Genomic DNA, 15,766 nt, shown 5'->3' with positions numbered 1-15,766 from the left:
TCTATGTCGTTCGAACGCTGTAGCTTTCCGAAACGCCCGCCGAGAACACGCGGCGGGCGATCGGAGGAGATACACCCATGAGGTTCGGCGCGAGGCTCGCGCTCGCCGTCATCGCCCTCGCCGTCACCGCCTGCGGCACCCCGCAGGCCAGCGGTTCGCGGTCGCACACCATCGCGGACTGCGCACCGTACGCCCGGTACGGCAAGCATCCCGGCACCAAGGTCACCGTCTACGCGGAGAACCGGGACCGGGAGGCCGATCTGTTCGAAGAGACCTGGGCGGACTTCGCGGACTGCACGGGAATCGACGTCCAGTACGAGGGGGACGGGGAGTTCGAGGCCCAGATCCAGGTCCGAGTGGAGGGCGGGAACGCACCCGACGTGGCGTTCTTCCCCCAGCCCGGTCTCCTGGAACGCTTCGCGCGGGACGGGAAGCTCAAGCCCGTGAGCGCCCGCGTCGCCGCTCTGGCGAAGCAGGGCTGGTCGGCGGACTGGAACAGCTACGCGACCGTGGACGGCACCCTCTACGGCACGCCGCTCGTCGCGAACGTGAAGTCGTTCGTCTGGTACTCCCCGAAGTTCTTCCGCGACAGGGGACTCAGCGTTCCCCGCACGTGGTCCGAGCTGATGACCGTCACGGAGAAGGTCGCCGCGTCGGGCGTCAAGCCGTGGTGCGCGGGCGTCGAGTCCGCCGAGGCGACCGGCTGGCCCGTGACGGACTGGATCGAGGACGTCCTGCTGCGCCAGCAGGGCACGCACGTCTACGACCAGTGGGTCGCCCACGAGATCCCGTTCAACGATCCCCGGGTTCTCAAGGCCATGGACACCGTGGGGTCCATCCTCAAGAACGACCGGTACGCCAACGGCGGCTTCGGCCCGGCCCGGTCCATGGCGTCGATCTCCTTCCAGGAGGCCGGCACGCCGGTTCTCTCCGGCGACTGCGCGATGCACCGCCAGGCCTCGTTCTACGCCGGCATGTGGCCGAAGGGCACCGAGATCGGACCGGACAAGGACGTCTACACCTTCCTCCTCCCGGGGGCCGACCCGGCCGGCCGCCCCGTACTGGGCGGTGGGGTGTTCACCGCGGCGTTCGCCGACCGTCCCGAGGTGCGGGCGTTCCAGGAGTACCTGGCCTCCGCGGACTTCGCGAACGCGCGGATGAAGAAGGGCCCGTTCGTCTCGGCGAACAGGGGCGTGGACCCGGCGAACGCCGCGACCCCGGTCGACAAGCTCTCGATCCAGCTGCTCCAGGATCCCCGGACACAGTTCAGGTTCGACGGCTCGGACCTCATGCCGGCGTCGGTCGGCGCCGGGACGTTCTGGAAGGGAGCCGTCGACTGGATCGGCGGCGCGAGCACCCGGCAGGTCGCCGACTCCGTCGAACGGTCCTGGCCGAGCCACTGATGTCGTTCGACGCCGTCGCCCAGCAGACCAAGCTGCTGTACCTGTTCCAGGGCGTCGCCGCCTTCGCGGCGGTGGTCGCCCTGGTCCTGCTCGCACTGCACCGGGGACCGGTACGGAGGAGGGCCGCGGCCCTGATCCTGCTGGCCCCGACGCTGCTGCTGCTCACGGTCGGCCTTCTCCTGCCCGGTCTGCGCACTCTGGTGCTGTCGTTCACCGGCAGCGGGGGAGACACGTGGGCCGGCTTCGACAACTACGTGTGGATGTTCACCGACCACCGGTCGCTGGTGGCGCTGCGCAACACCCTGGCGTGGGTGGTGCTCGTGCCGCTGACGGCGACCGCGGTCGGTCTGCTGTACGCGGCGGCCGTCGCACGGTCGCGGTTCAGGGCGTTCGCGCTGTCCCTCGTGCTGATGCCGATGGCGATCTCCTTCGTCGGCGCGGGTGTCGTCTGGAAGTTCGTCTACGCCTACCGTCCCGCGGAGGCCGGGCAGATCGGGCTGCTGAACGAGCTCGTCGTCGCGTTCGGCGGCGAACCGCGGCAATGGCTCGTGGACTCCCCCTGGAACGTCCTGTTCCTCATCGTGGCGATGGTGTGGACCCAGGCGGGCTTCGCGGCCGTTCTGCTGGCCGGCGCGATCAGGGGCGTACCCGCCGAGCTGACCGAGGCCGCCCTGCTCGACGGTGCGTCCCCCCGGCAGATCTTCCGGCGGATCACCCTGCCGTCGATCAGGCCCACGCTGCTCGTCGTGCTCCTCGCCCAGGCGATCGGCACCTTCAAGGCCTTCGACATCGTCAAGACGACGACCGGCGGACAGTTCGACACGGGCGTCATCGCCCACGAGATGTACGACCAGGCCTTCCGCTACGACGAGACGGGCCGCGGCGCGGCGCTCGCCGTGCTCCTCTTCCTCCTCGTCACCCCCTTCGTCGCCCACCAGGTCCGGGCGCGGCGGAGGACGGGGTGAACGGCGTCCGGGAGCGGCTGGCCTCCCGCGCCTTCACGTCGGTCGCCGTGGTGATCGCGGTCCTCTGGACGACACCGACCCTCGGTCTCCTGCTCTCCTCGTTCCGTCCCGAGGAGGAGATCAAGACGACGGGCTGGTGGACCGTGTTCGGTACGCCGCACCTCACGCTCGACAACTACGGCGAGGTGCTGTCCGGCGGCGGGAACGGATCGGGGCGGCTCGCGGAGCACTTCGTCAACTCCGTCGTCATCACCGTTCCCTCGGTGCTGTTCCCGCTCGTCCTGGCCTTCTTCGCGGCGTACGCCCTGGCCTGGATCGACTTCAGGGGGCGCGACGCGCTCGTCGTCGGCATCTTCGCGCTCCAGGTCGTGCCGCTCCAGATGGCGCTCGTCCCTCTCCTGAAGCTCTTCTCCCAGGGCTGGTTGTTCCTGCCCGCGTGGCACCTCACCGGTCCCGCGCGGTTCGGCCAGGTCTGGTTCGCCCACACGGTCTTCGCGCTGCCGTTCGCGGTGTTCCTGCTGCACAACTTCCTGGCAGGGCTGCCCCGGGACCTGATGGAGGCCGCCCGCGTCGACGGCGCGTCGCACGGGATCCTGCTGCTCCGGGTCGTGCTGCCGCTGGCCCGCCCGGCCCTGGTCAGCTTCGCCGTCATCCAGTTCGTCTGGGTGTGGAACGACCTCCTCGTGGCCCTGACGCTGTCCGGCGGAACGGCCGAGACCGCGCCGATGACGGTCAGACTGGCGAGCCTGGCCGGGACCTACGGCAACGAGTGGCAGCGGCTCACCGCCGGAGCCTTCGTGGCGGCGCTCGTCCCGCTGCTCGTCTTCTTCTCCCTCCGGCGGCACTTCGCACGGGGACTGCTCGCCGGATCGGTCAAGGGATGAGCCCCGACCGGCCCGAGGAACAAGCCGTGGCGACGGGCCTGAGCCGGCCCGGACTGCGGGGCCGCGAAGCCGAGCTGGAGCGGCTGCGCGCCCTGGTCGAGGCGGTGCGCGACGGCGAGGGAGGAGCGATCGCGCTGCTCCTGGGCGAGCCCGGGATCGGCAAGACCGCGCTGCTCCAGGAGGCCGTCTCGATCGCACGGGCCCACGGATTCCTCGTCAGCCACGGACGCGCCGAGGAACTGCACGAGCTGGCACCGCTCGCCTCACTGGCCTCGGGCCTCCTGCACGGCGACCCGCCGCTGCTGTCCGGTACGGACTTCGCAGACCTCGCGGGCCACCACGACCAGCGCATCTGGCTCGTCGAACGGCTGGCCCAGCTGATCGAGGAACGCTCGGCGGGCACGCCCGTACTGATCGCCGTCGACGACGTCCAATGGGCCGACCCGCTGAGCCGGTTCGCCCTGAGCGTCATGCCGGCACGGCTGCTCAGCTCCCCGGTCCTCTGGCTGCTCACGGGCAGGGAGGACCCGGAACTGTACGGGCAGGGGCCGCGGACGACGACCCTCCCGCTGCGGCCGCTGTCGGAGTCGGCCCTGGCCGAGCTGGCACGCGACGTCCTCGGCGGGGACGTGCCGGCGCAGGTCGAGGAGCTCCTCGACGGGGCGGGCGGCAACCCCTTCCTCGCGTCCGAGACGCTCGCGGGCATCGCGGCGTCGGGCGCGGAGGGGCCGGAACCGCCCGAGCGGCTGGTCCTCGGCGTACGCGGCCGACTGGCCGACCTCCGGCCGGACACCCTGCACTTCCTGCGGATCGGCTCGGTACTCGGCCGCGCGTTCTCGCTCGCCGACGCCGCCGCCCTGTCCGGCCGGCCCGCCTCCGGACTCAGCACCGAAGTGGACGAGGCGATCGCCGCCGCCCTCCTCCACGACGACGGCGAACGCCTCCTGTTCCGCCACGACCTGCTCCGCCAGGCGGTGTACGCCGACCTCGCCCCCTCCGTACGCCGGGCGCTGCACCGGGAGGCCGCGAGCCGGCTCGTCGCGGCGGGCCGGAGCTCCGTCGACGCCGTCCCGCACCTGCTGAAGAGCGCCGAACCCGGCGACACGGAGGCGATCGGACTGCTCGGCACGGCCGCCGCGGACGTGCTCGCCGTGATGCCCGACCTCGCCGCCGACCTGGCCGTACGCGCCCTGGAACTCGTACCGCCCCGTGCGCCCCTGGCGTACGACGTGGGAGAACGGGCCATCGTCGCGCTGACCCGCGCGGGCCGGTACACCCAGGCACGGGACACCGGCGACGCGCTGCTCGCCCGGCAGCCGCCCCTCGACGTCTTCGCCCGTCTGCAGTCCGTACTCGGCGACACGCTGTGGCACCTCGACGACGTCCACGAGCTGACCCGCCGCTCGACGGCGGCGCTGGCGGCCGTCACCGACCCGGCGATCCGCGCCCGCCTGACCGCACGGCAGGCCCTGGCCCGGTCCCGCGGGAGCGACCTCGCGGCCGCCCGCGAGACCGGCGAACGGGCACTCGCCGAGGCGGAGCGGGCCGGTGACCGGGAGGCCCGCGTCCTCGCGCTGTGGGGTCTCGGCGAGATCGCCCTCAACGCGGGCGACTGCGCCGCGGCCGTCGAACACCACACGGCGCTGAGCGTTTTCGACTCGGCCTTCCTTCCCGAAGAGGCCGTCGCCCGGATCCACACGGACGACTTCGACACCGTACGGCGACTGCTCCGGACGGCGGGCGACACCCCCCTGCGCCCCGCCATGTCGATCTGGGCCCAGGGAACCCTGAACATGGGGCTCGGCCGGCTCGACGACGCGGACGCCGACTTCGTCACCGCCGAGCGGCTCGAAGCGGACCTCGATGTGCCCGGCAACCTGGTCAACATCCGCGTCAACCGCGGCCTCCTCGCGTTGCTGCGCGGCGACCGCGAGGCCGCGCGGGCACACCTGGAGACCGTACGGGCGACCGTGGCCGATCGGCCGAACACCGGTAACCACGCCACGCACCAGTACTTCGAGGCCGTCGTCGCCGATGCCGACGGCGACCACGCGACAGCGGCCGAACTCGTCCGGTCCGTGCAGCGCGACCACCCCTTCCTCCGGTGGCGGCTGCTGCGCCCCCATGTCGTCCAGGCCGTGCGGATCGCCCTGCGCGGCGGGGACCGGAACCTGGCCGAGGACCTCACGGCCCAGGCCGCCGCACACGCCATCCGCAACCCCACCGTGCCGACCTCCCGGGGGACGGCCGCCCACGCGTCCGCTCTGGTGAACGGCGACCACGGACTCCTGGAGCGCGCGGTCCGCCTCCTCCTCACCGGCCCCCGGCCGCTGCCCCTCGCCGCCGCGTCCGCCGACCTCGGGCGCGCGCTGCTGACCTCGGGCGGCGCCGCCGCGGCACCCGCCCTGACCAGGGCGCACGACATCTACGTCCAGGCCGGGGCCGACGCGGAGGCCGACCGGGTCCGGGCCGATCTGGAACGGGCCACAACCCGCCCCGGCCGGCGCACCGGACGCCTCCGGCCACGCGCCGACCAGGGCTGGGACGCGCTCACGGCCTCGGAACGCAAGGTGGCCCGGCTGATCGCCGCGGGCCACACCAACCGGTCGGCCGCAGAGGCCCTCGTCGTCTCCCCGCACACGGTCAACACCCATCTGGTGTCGATCTTCCGCAAGCTCGCGGTGCGCTCACGGGTCCACCTGGCCCGGATCGTCCTCGCGGAGGACGACGCCGGAACGGCCACCGGCGACTGAACGACCTCTGCGCCCCCGTGCAAGGTGCGGTGCGCGGGACGGCAACAGGAGGTGCGGGACCGGTCCTAGCGTGACGGGCACACCGCGCCGCTCCGTTCGCGCGGACCCGTCCACCCGAAACGAGGGAACCTCCATGCCGTACATCACCGTGGGTCAGGAGAACACCGCCCCCATCGAGCTGTACTTCGAGGACCAGGGAGCCGGGCAGCCGGTGGTCCTCATCCACGGCTTCCCGCTCGACGGCCGTTCCTGGGAGCGGCAGAGCGCCGCGCTGCTCGACGCCGGTTACCGTGTGATCACGTACGACCGGCGGGGCTTCGGGCGGTCCTCGCAGCCGACGACCGGCTACGACTACGACACCTTCGCGGCCGACCTGCACACCGTGCTGGAGACCCTCGACCTGAACGACGCGGTCCTCGTCGGCTTCTCCATGGGCACCGGCGAGGTCGCCCGTTACGTGTCCACCTACGGTTCCGGCCGCGTCGCCAAGGTCGCCTTCCTGGCCTCGCTGGAGCCCTGCCTGCTCAAGAGCGACGACAACCCGGACGGTGTGGCCCCCAGGGAGTTCTTCGACGGGGTCGTCGCCGCCGTGAAGGCCGACCGGTACGCCTACTACACGGCCTTCTTCGAGGACTTCTACAACCTCGACGAGAACCTGGGCAGCCGGATCAGCGAGGAGGCGGTCCGCCACAGCTGGGACACCGCGGCCGGCGGCGGTTTTTTCGCCGCGTCCGCCGCGCCGGCGACCTGGTACACCGACTTCCGTGCCGACATCCCGGCCGTCGACGTGCCCGCGCTGATCCTGCACGGCACGGCCGACCGCGTCCTGCCCGCCGAGGGCACCGCGCGCCCCTTCCACAAGGCGCTGCCGTCGGCCGACTACGTCGAGATCGAGGGCGCCCCGCACGGACTGCTGTGGACCCACGCGGAGGAGGTCAACACCGCCCTCCTCACCTTCCTGGCGAAGTGACGCCGCACCACTGACCCCCGCCGGGTGACGCCGGAGCTCCCGGCGTCACCCGGCTCCCCGGTTCCCCCCGGCTCCCCGGCGAGGGACCCGGACGAGCTCAGGAGAGCAGACACCCCATGCAGTTCGGCATCTTCACCGTCGGGGACGTGACCCCCGACCCCACCACCGGCCGCACCCCGACCGAGCACGAGCGCATCAAGGCGATGGTCGCCATCGCGCTCAAGGCCGAGGAGGTCGGCCTGGACGTCTTCGCGACCGGCGAGCACCACAACCCGCCGTTCGTACCGTCGTCGCCGACCACCATGCTCGGCTACGTCGCGGCCCGCACCGAGAAGCTGATCCTGTCCACGTCCACGACGCTGATCACCACCAACGACCCGGTGAAGATCGCCGAGGACTACGCGGTGCTCCAGCACCTGGCCGACGGCCGGGTCGACCTCATGCTGGGCCGCGGCAACACCGGCCCCGTCTACCCGTGGTTCGGACAGGACATCCGCCAGGGCGTCAACCTCGCCAAGGAGAACTACGCGCTGCTGCGCCGGCTGTGGCGCGAGGACGTCGTGGACTGGGAGGGCACGTTCCGTACGCCGCTCCAGGCCTTCACCTCGACACCGCGGCCCCTGGACGGCGTCCCGCCCTTCGTCTGGCACGGATCCATCAGGTCCCCCGAGATCGCGGAGCAGGCCGCGTTCTACGGCGACGGCTTCTTCCACAACAACATCTTCTGGCCGGCCGACCACACCCGGCGCATGGTGCAGCTGTACCGGCGCCGGTTCGCGCACCACGGCCACGGCCGGCCGGAGGACGCGATCGTCGGCCTGGGCGGACAGGTCTTCATGCGCAAGAACTCCCAGGACGCCGTACGGGAGTTCCGGCCCTACTTCGACAACGCACCGGTGTACGGCCACGGCCCGTCGCTGGAGGACTTCACCGAGCAGACCCCGCTGACGGTGGGCTCTCCCCAGCAGGTCATCGATCGGACCCTGTCGTTCCGGGAGACCGTCGGCGACTACCAGCGCCAGCTGTTCCTCATGGACCACGCGGGCCTGCCCCTGAAGACCGTCCTGGAACAGCTCGACATCCTCGGCGAAGAGGTCGTGCCCGTACTGCGGCGGGAATTCACCGAGGGACGTTCGGCCGACGTGCCGGAGGCCCCCACGCACGCGTCCCTCCGAGCCGCCCGGGAGGTGTCCGCCGCGTGAAGCTGACCGTCGTCTCCGCAGGCCTCAGCACCCCCTCCTCCACCCGCCTGCTCGCGGACCGGCTGGCCGAGTCCACCCGCGACGGACTCACCGCCCGGGGCCACGAGGCGTCCACCGAGGTCGTGGAGCTGCGCGAACTGGCCGGCGACATCGCCAACCACCTCGTGACCGGATTTCCCCCTCCGCGACTGAGCGCCGCGATCGACGCGGTGACCGCGGCCGACGGCCTGATCGTCGTGACTCCCGTGTTCGCGGCGTCCTACAGCGGTCTCTTCAAGTCCTTCTTCGACGTGATCGACCCGGACGCCCTCACCGGGAAGCCGGTCCTGACCGCCGCGACGGGCGGAACCGCCCGCCACTCCCTGGTCCTGGAGCACGCCGTGCGCCCGCTCTTCGCCTACCTCCGCGCCGTCGTCGTCCCCACCGCCGTGTTCGCGGCCTCCGAGGACTGGGGCTCGGGTGGGGACGAGTACACCGACGGCCTGCCCGGCCGCGTCCGCCGCGCGGGCGCCGAGCTCGCCGCGCTCATGGCGGCGCGCCCGGTCGGGGAGGAGCCCGAGGACGACGTCACCGTCCTCGAACGGCAACTCGCCGACCTGCGCTTCGACTGATCCGGGTCCCCGGGCCGGGCGAGGGCGGTGTGGTTCACATGGTTCATACTGTTCCGCCGTATGAGCGTGAACCGAGTGACGACAAGGACCGTGCCCGAGGAGCTCCACAGCGTACGGACACCCCTCCGGGGCAGGGACGCCGAACTGGCGTTCATCGAGGAGCGGCTCGACGCGCTCGGCCGGGGCGAAGGCGGGATCGTCCGCGTCGAGGGTCCCGCCGGAATCGGCAGGTCCAGGATCCTCGCCGAGGCCGCGGCGGCCGCGAGGGGGCGCGGGACGCGGGTGTTCGAGGGGGCGGCGGACCCCGACGAACAGTTCGTACCGTTCGGCCCGCTCCTCGAAGGCGTACTCTCCGGCGAGGAACCGCTGTCGGGCGCCCAACGCCTCCGGGACCTCGCCACCACACCCGGCCAGCGGTTCTGGCTGCTTCAGGAGCTGGGGGACCGCCTGCGGGAGGCAGCTCGGAACGGGCCCCTGCTCGTCGTCCTCGACGACCTCCAGTGGTGCGACGACCTGACCCTTCTCACGTTCCACACCCTCGCGGCGGGACTCTCGCCGCACCCGATCCTGTGGCTGGTCGCCGTGCGCGCCGGCAGCGTGCCGTCCGGGGTGCGCACGACCCTGGACAGGATCCGTCAGGCGGGCGCACGCGAGCTGGTCCTCGGAGCACTGGGGGACCGGGCGGTCGCGCGGATCACCGAGGACGTCCTGGGCGCCCCTCCCGACCCGGACGTCCTCCGTCTCGTCCACCGTGCCGAGGGGGTCCCCCAGCTGCTGGTCGAGCTGCTCGGCTCGCTGCGGGAGGAGGCGGTGACGATCGAGAACGGCACGGCCGGGCTGTCGGCAGGACCCCCCGCCCCACGAGGACTCCCCTCTGTCGCGCGCCGCCTCGGCCAGTTGTCCGACGAGGCGCGGGAGCTGGTGCAGACGGCGGCCGCCGTGGGCGGCACGGTCACCGTCGCGCTGCTTGCCGAACTGCTCGGCAGGTCCTCGGCGGCGCTCATCACAGCCGTGCGGGAATCCCTCGACGCCGATCTGCTCGCCGAGAGCGGCGATCACCTCGCCTTCCGCCACGACCTGATCCGCGAGGCGGTGGAGGCCGGCCTCCCCCTGCCCCTGCGTCAGGCCCTGAGCCGTCAGGCCGCCGGGCTGCCGCCGGGGAGAGCACCGGCTGATGCCGCGGAGGCGGAGAGGGCGGCGCCGGGGGACGCCGCGGAGGCCGACCGGCTGCGTACCGAAGCGGCGGAACTCGCGGCCACCGCCCCCGGGCCCGCAGCGGAGCGCAGCCTCAAGGCCCTGGAACTCACCACGGCGGACGCTCCGGAGCGGCCGCGGATCATCGCCGAGACGATCCCGCTGCTCTGGCAGACGGGCCGGGCCGCCCGGGCGCGTGAGCTGGGAGCCGCCGCCCTGGCGGCCGGCGGCCTCGGACCCGAGGACGAGGCGCTCATACGCCTCGCCCTGACACGCCTCGCCGTACAGTTCGACTTCTCCGAGGCCGTTCGGCAGGCCCGCGCCGGGGCGGAACTGCCCGGGATCTCCGTGACCGCGAGGGGACGGCTGCTCGCCATGCTCGCCGTCGGCCTGTCGATGTCGGGCGAGCACGCGGCGGCCGAGCAGGTCGCCGCGGAGGCGTGGGAGACCGCGGCCACAGCGGGGGACCGCACCGCCGAGGCCACGCTGACGACGGTCCGCTCGGCGGTGAGCTTCCACCGCATGGACCTGACCGAGGCGTTCCGGCAGGCCGAGCGGTCCGCCGCGCTGGCCGACGCCCTGGGCGTCAGCACCTCGCTGTGGGTGCCGGAGGCCTTGTGGCACGCCCTCCTGTCGAACACCACCGGACGCACCGCGGAGGCGCTCGCCGTCGCGGAGGAGGGCATCCGGATCACCAGGGAGCAGGGCCGGACGGCCGCCACCCGCATGTGGCTCATGACCCGCACCCGCATCCTCCTGGAGACCGGACGGCTGTCGGACGCCCGGGCCGACGCCGAAGCCGCGTCCCCGGCGACCGACGATCCCGGCCCGGGCAACCTCGCCGACGTCACGCTCCGGTACGTGATGCTGCGCGTCGCCCTCCACACCGACGACCGGCAGACCGCGGAAGCGTACGCGGCGGAGGCGCGGCGCATGCGGAGCGACGGCGCACCCGTCGTCCGGCACTTCGGCACCTGGATGCTGGCGCTGATGGCCGACTTCGAGGGCCGGCCCGACCGCGCCATGGCCGAACTCGACGCGGTGATGACGTCACCGGCCGCGGACCGTCCCGCCTACGCCGGCCTGATCGACCCCGCCGACGCCCCGGTGCTCGTCCGTATGGCGCTGCGCGCAGGCAGGCACGAACGGGCAGCACAGGCGGTCGCCATGGCCGAGAAGCGAGCCGTGCTCAATCCGGACCTCCCGTTCCTCGCCGCCACCGCCGCGCACGCCCGGGGGCTCCTCGACAACGACCTCGCCCCTCTCGTACGGGCCGTCCGGCTGTACGAGGACTGCCCCCGGGTACTGGCCCGGGCGTCGGCGCTGGAGGACGCCGGACGCAAGCTGGCGGCCACCCGCAGGTCCGAGGCCGTGCCGTACTTCGAGACGGCCCTCGCGCTCTATGCGCGAGCGGGCGCCGAACGGGACGTCGCACGGGTGCGGCGGCGCCTGAGGACCGCCGGTGTCCGCCGCCGGCCCTCGGCGGCCGGACTCTCCGATGCATGGCCCGAGTTGACGGCCGCGGAGCTACGGGTGGTACGGCTCGTGGCCCGAGGACTGACCAACCAGCAGGCGGCCGAGCACCTCTCCCTCTCACCGCACACGGTGAGCTCGCACCTGCGTCGGGCCTTCACCAAGCTGGACGTCACCTCGCGAACCGAGCTGACCCGGCTGGTCAGGCATCGTGACGACGGAGAGTAGTCGCTTCGTATCCCATGTGGGCGTCGTGGCAATGGACGATTCATGCGATGTGCCGACGTCGTCGTTTCCTCAGACTGATCAAGAACCGCGGAATGCAGAAGTCCGCGGGGAAGAGTTGATCGAGAGAGGAACAGCGCATGACCGCAAGGCTCCAGCGAGCCCGCCCCGGCAGCCCCGAGCTCCAGGCACTCGTCGACGAGCTCGCGGAGCGGCTCGGCCGGTCCGTCGCCGTCGACGACCCGCTGGTCCGCATGGTCTGCACGAGCCGCCACTTCGGCGACGAGGACCCGGTGCGCATCGGCACCCTGCTGCAGGGCCGCGCCGACAACGCCGCCATCCGCTACGTCCTCGCCCAGGGCGTGACCCGGTGGTCCAGACCCGGGTTCATCGACGGCCGTGACGATCTCGGACTGCTGCCCCGCTACGTCGTGCCGCTGCGCGAGCACGGGCACCTCCTCGGACTGCTCGTGGTGGTCGTGCCGGAGAAGAAGCTGGAGAAGGAGGAGACCGCCGCCATCGCCCTGGCAGCGGACGCCATGTCGGCCCAGATGTACGGAGAACACATCGCCGCCGACACCCGGAAGACCGACGAACGGGACCTGGCCCTCGCACTCGTCGGCGCCGACGTCGCCGCACGCACCACCGCGCGTCGCCACGGCAAGGAGCTCGGGCTGCTCGGGGCGGCGGAACACGTCCTGGTCACCGTCGTCCAGCTGAACTGCGGGACGGAACTCGTCCGGCAGTCCGAGGCGGCCCTGTGGGCGGCGCTGGAGGGTTTCCGGCAGACGCGCTCCGCCCAGGGCCTCATCGCGATCGGCAAGGAGCGGGCGATGCTGCTCCAGCTCCGTGACCGGCCGCCCGGCCCGGACGAGGTCGCCGCCCAGTCCGCCCGCATCCTCGGCGAACTCCGCACCTTCCTGGACCCGTCGGCGGACCCCGTGATCGGCGTCGGCGGCCGGCACCCCGGCCTGGACGACGCCTGGACGTCGTACGAGCAGGCGCTCGTGGCGGCACGCGCGGCACGCCGACTGCCCACCCTGAAGAGCATCGGTGACTGGGAGCTGCTCGGGGAACTCGCCGTGCTGCTCCAGCTCCCCGAGCACGCCCTGAACGCCTCCCTGGTCCCGAAGCCGCTCCGCACCCTGAGCGAGGCTCATGGCGGAGACCGCCTGCGGGACACCCTGCGCTGCTTCCTCGAACACGCGGGATCGATTCCCAGGACCGCGGACACGCTGGGAATCCACCGCACTTCGCTCTACTACCGCCTGCGTCAGATCCAGGAGTCGACCGGACTCGACCTCGACGACGGCGCCCACCGGCTCACCCTGCACCTCGGCCTCAGGATCGAGGAACTCCTCGCTCCGGGCGCGGACGGGGCCCCGTGACCCCGGACTCGCTTCGACAAAGCGAGGAGGATCCGCGGCCCGATTCCTACAGCTCGCGGTGGTGCGGGCGGCGGGCCCCATTCGATGATGTTCGGGACGGGCGGGGATGATGCACCGCCTCTGACCAGGGGAAAGGTCATGAAAGAACTGATCACGACGGACGGCGCGCGGCTCGCGTACCAGGACACCGGCGGAGAGGGCGTCCCGCTGGTGATGCTGCACGGCTGGGGGCAGACGCAGGCGATGTTCCGCCACCAGGTCGAGGGTCTTGCGCCCGCTCGTCGCATCGTCACCGTCGACCTCCGCGGCCACGGCAAGTCCGGCAAACCGCGTCACGGCTACCGCATCGCCCGGCTCTCCCGCGACGTGCTCGAACTCGTCGACCACCTCGGTCTCGACCGATTCGACGCACTGGGCTGGTCCATGGGCGTCTCGGTGTGGTGGAGCTTCATCGACCAGTACGGGGCCGGACGGATCCGGCGCTTCGTCGCCGTCGACCAGCCCGCGGCGGTCGCAGCCGTGCCGTGGATGACCGAGCGGGAACAGCGGGACTCCGGCGCCATCTTCGACGTGTCGGGGCTGTTGTACCTGGGCGCGGCCCTCGCGGGTCCCGAGGGCGACACGGTCCTCGCCGACTTCGTGCGCGGCATGTTCTCCGGCGAGCCCGACCCCGAGGTGCTGGCCTTCGTCGCCGAGGAGATCAGGTCGACACCCGCCCACGTCGGCGTACCGCTGCTCTTCGACCACTGCGCGCAGGACTGGCGCGACGTGCTTCCCCGGATCGATGTGCCGACCCTGGTGATCGGCTGTGAGGGAAGCCATGTGCACCCCGACTCGCAGCGCTTCGTCGCCGAGCGGATTCCCGGCGCACGCCTGCACGTCTTCGCCTCCGACGTGGCGAGCTCGCACTTCCCCTTCCTGGAGAATCCGCCGGCCTTCAACTCCGTGGTGGAGGAGTTCCTGGCCGAGGAGCCGGCGAGAGGGGCGTGAACCCGCGCTCCACCCGCACGAACCCACGGCTAGGAATCGCCATGACCCTCACACTGATGTCACGTGCGCCCGAACGGGTGCCCCGGCAGACGACTGCTCCGACCCCGCCCTCCTCCCGCTCGGGGTGGCTGGTCCAGATGCTCTCCGAGATGCCGGACGCGAACGACCGGAACCACGTCTACCTCGGCGTCCACGTCCGTGGGCCCGTCACCGTCGTCCACGAGCGTGCCAAGACCCTGCTGGAGCCGAACGACCTGGTCTTCTGCGACCCGGCCCGACGGCACCTGCTGCGCTTCGGCGAGGACTGCCAGATGATCTTCTTCCGGGTGCCCCGCTGTTATCTGGGCGTCACGGAGTCGGAACTGGACCAGGTGCTCGGCGTGCCCGTACGCGGCGGGGAGGGCATCGGGGCGCTGGCGTCCGACTTCTTGACCGCGCTCGCCGCCAAGGCGGAGTTCCGCCGGTCCACGATCGGGGACCGGCGTGCCCGCACCGCTGTACACCTCCTCTCCGTCCTGGTCATGGAGCTCCTCGAAGCGGAGATGACGGACGCGGCCGACGACGCGTCCGGAGCCGGCAACGAGATGCTGTCCCGTGTCCACGCCCACATCGAAGAACACCTGATGGACCCGGACCTCTCACCGGAGTCGATCGCACGCGCCCACCACATCTCCGTCCGGTACCTGCAGAAGCTGTTCCAGAACGACGGCAGCACGGTGAGCCAGTGGGTGCGGCAGCGCAGGCTCGAGTCCTGCCGGTTCGAGCTGGGCCGCTCCAGCCGGAGAACCACGATGGCCGCGATGGCGCATCGCTGGGGCTTCAGCAGCCCCTCGCACTTCAGCCGCACGTTCCGCGGCGCCTACGGCATGAGCCCGAGCGAATGGCAGGCGCTGGCGACCTCGGCCTTCGCGCCGATGGCCGACGACATCCAGGACGAGCGAAGGCGCTGAGACGCGTGCGCGCCGTCATGCCCGACACCGAGAAGAGAACTCGCATGCCCAACCCCACCGTCGTCCTCGTGCACGGTTCCTTCGCCGACGCGACCGGCTGGATAGGCGTCATCGCGGAACTGCGGAGCAGCGGTATCCCGGTGATCGCCCCGCCGAACCCGCTCCGGGGCCTGGCATCGGACGCCGCCTACCTCGCCTCCGTCCTCACCCAGGTCGAGGGGCCGGCCGTACTCGTCGGCCATGCGTACGGTGGCGCGCTGATCACCGTGGCCGGCGCCGCGGAGAACGTCGTGGGGCTCGTCTACGTGGCCGCCTACGTGCCCCATGAGGGCGAGAGCCTCGGCCAGCTCCAAGGGAGGTTCCCCGATCCTCCGCTGACGGGCAACCTGAAGGAGTGGACCTACCCGCTCCACGACGGCGCCCGTGCGGTCGAGGTCACCATCGAGGAGACGGCTTTTCCCTCCGTCTTCGCGGCGGACGTTCCCGAGGACGTCGCCGGCGTCTTGGCGGCGACCCAACGCCCCCTCGCTGCATCCGCGTTCACCGAGACCGCAGGCGTGGCGGCATGGCGGACGAAACCGTCCTGGGCCCTGGTGGCCGGCGCCGACCGCACGATCGGCCCCGAGGTCCAGCGCTTCGGCGCCGCACGCGCCGGAGCCGTCGTCGTCGAACTCCCGGACGCCTCCCACGCCGTCGCCCTCTCCGAGCCCACAAGGGTCGCCGACCTGATCAGGGCCGCGGTCCGAGCGACGAGCTGA

12 protein-coding genes are annotated in these 15,766 nt (G+C 72.0%); all 12 read left to right on the top strand.

Annotated elements, in window-relative coordinates:
• Window positions 1-77: 77 nt before the first annotated feature.
• The 12 genes from BLW86_RS03305 to BLW86_RS03250 all read left to right on the top strand — a co-directional run bounded on the left by BLW86_RS03305 (window position 78) and on the right by BLW86_RS03250 (window position 15,766).
• A complete protein-coding gene (locus BLW86_RS03305) occupies window positions 78-1,403 on the top strand; it encodes an ABC transporter substrate-binding protein (protein ID WP_093872607.1) in 1,326 nt (441 codons plus the stop codon).
• Window positions 1,403-2,368, top strand: a complete 966-nt coding sequence (locus BLW86_RS03300; RefSeq protein WP_093872606.1) for a carbohydrate ABC transporter permease — start codon at window positions 1,403-1,405, stop codon at window positions 2,366-2,368. Before BLW86_RS03305 ends, BLW86_RS03300 begins: the two co-directional genes overlap by 1 nt.
• Entirely contained in the window at window positions 2,365-3,252 is an 888-nt protein-coding gene (locus tag BLW86_RS03295; protein ID WP_093872605.1) for a carbohydrate ABC transporter permease, read from the top strand. Before BLW86_RS03300 ends, BLW86_RS03295 begins: the two co-directional genes overlap by 4 nt.
• A complete protein-coding gene (locus tag BLW86_RS03290) occupies window positions 3,249-6,005 on the top strand; it encodes a helix-turn-helix transcriptional regulator (RefSeq protein ID WP_093872604.1) in 2,757 nt (918 codons plus the stop codon). The genes BLW86_RS03295 and BLW86_RS03290 overlap by 4 nt, the downstream gene beginning before the upstream one ends.
• 133 nt (window positions 6,006-6,138) lie before the next feature.
• The gene (locus BLW86_RS03285; RefSeq protein WP_093872595.1) at window positions 6,139-6,975 is read left to right on the top strand and encodes an alpha/beta fold hydrolase; all 837 of its coding nucleotides are present in this window, start codon (window positions 6,139-6,141) and stop codon (window positions 6,973-6,975) included.
• 116 nt (window positions 6,976-7,091) lie between these two features.
• Window positions 7,092-8,177 (top strand): LLM class flavin-dependent oxidoreductase, encoded by a 1,086-nt coding sequence (locus BLW86_RS03280; protein WP_093872603.1) that lies wholly within the window; start codon window positions 7,092-7,094, stop codon window positions 8,175-8,177.
• On the top strand, window positions 8,174-8,788 hold the full coding sequence (locus tag BLW86_RS03275; RefSeq protein WP_093872602.1) for an FMN reductase: 615 nt from the start codon (window positions 8,174-8,176) through the stop codon (window positions 8,786-8,788). Before BLW86_RS03280 ends, BLW86_RS03275 begins: the two co-directional genes overlap by 4 nt.
• 60 nt (window positions 8,789-8,848) lie before the next feature.
• Complete coding sequence (locus BLW86_RS03270; RefSeq protein ID WP_093872601.1) at window positions 8,849-11,683, top strand: helix-turn-helix transcriptional regulator; 2,835 nt, start codon at window positions 8,849-8,851, stop codon at window positions 11,681-11,683.
• 137 nt (window positions 11,684-11,820) lie between these two features.
• Window positions 11,821-13,068 (top strand): PucR family transcriptional regulator, encoded by a 1,248-nt coding sequence (locus BLW86_RS03265; RefSeq protein WP_093872600.1) that lies wholly within the window; start codon window positions 11,821-11,823, stop codon window positions 13,066-13,068.
• A 138-nt stretch (window positions 13,069-13,206) separates the two neighbouring features.
• Window positions 13,207-14,058 (top strand): alpha/beta fold hydrolase, encoded by an 852-nt coding sequence (locus BLW86_RS03260; RefSeq protein ID WP_177181538.1) that lies wholly within the window; start codon window positions 13,207-13,209, stop codon window positions 14,056-14,058.
• A gap of 41 nt (window positions 14,059-14,099) precedes the next feature.
• On the top strand, window positions 14,100-15,008 hold the full coding sequence (locus BLW86_RS03255; RefSeq protein ID WP_256341185.1) for a helix-turn-helix domain-containing protein: 909 nt from the start codon (window positions 14,100-14,102) through the stop codon (window positions 15,006-15,008).
• A gap of 44 nt (window positions 15,009-15,052) precedes the next feature.
• Window positions 15,053-15,766 (top strand): alpha/beta fold hydrolase, encoded by a 714-nt coding sequence (locus BLW86_RS03250; RefSeq protein ID WP_093878473.1) that lies wholly within the window; start codon window positions 15,053-15,055, stop codon window positions 15,764-15,766.

The organism is Streptomyces sp. TLI_105 (assembly GCF_900105415.1).
In the GTDB taxonomy this organism is placed as follows: Bacteria; Actinomycetota; Actinomycetes; order Streptomycetales; family Streptomycetaceae; genus Streptomyces.
The sequence above is the reverse complement of the archived record's forward strand: the minus strand, read 5'-3'. Positions and strand labels throughout refer to the sequence as shown.

Excerpts from the sequence above, each read along its gene's own strand:
- BLW86_RS03305 (WP_093872607.1), top strand. The coding sequence starts at position 78 with ATGAGGTTCGGCGCGAGGCTCGCGCTCGCCGTCATCGCCCTCGCCGTC.
- BLW86_RS03300 (WP_093872606.1), top strand. The coding sequence starts at position 1,403 with ATGTCGTTCGACGCCGTCGCCCAGCAGACCAAGCTGCTGTACCTGTTC.
- BLW86_RS03290 (WP_093872604.1), top strand. The coding sequence starts at position 3,249 with ATGAGCCCCGACCGGCCCGAGGAACAAGCCGTGGCGACGGGCCTGAGC.
- BLW86_RS03285 (WP_093872595.1), top strand. The coding sequence starts at position 6,139 with ATGCCGTACATCACCGTGGGTCAGGAGAACACCGCCCCCATCGAGCTG.
- BLW86_RS03280 (WP_093872603.1), top strand. The coding sequence starts at position 7,092 with ATGCAGTTCGGCATCTTCACCGTCGGGGACGTGACCCCCGACCCCACC.
- BLW86_RS03270 (WP_093872601.1), top strand. The coding sequence starts at position 8,849 with ATGAGCGTGAACCGAGTGACGACAAGGACCGTGCCCGAGGAGCTCCAC.
- BLW86_RS03265 (WP_093872600.1), top strand. The coding sequence starts at position 11,821 with ATGACCGCAAGGCTCCAGCGAGCCCGCCCCGGCAGCCCCGAGCTCCAG.
- BLW86_RS03260 (WP_177181538.1), top strand. The coding sequence starts at position 13,207 with ATGAAAGAACTGATCACGACGGACGGCGCGCGGCTCGCGTACCAGGAC.
- BLW86_RS03255 (WP_256341185.1), top strand. The coding sequence starts at position 14,100 with ATGACCCTCACACTGATGTCACGTGCGCCCGAACGGGTGCCCCGGCAG.
- BLW86_RS03250 (WP_093878473.1), top strand. The coding sequence starts at position 15,053 with ATGCCCAACCCCACCGTCGTCCTCGTGCACGGTTCCTTCGCCGACGCG.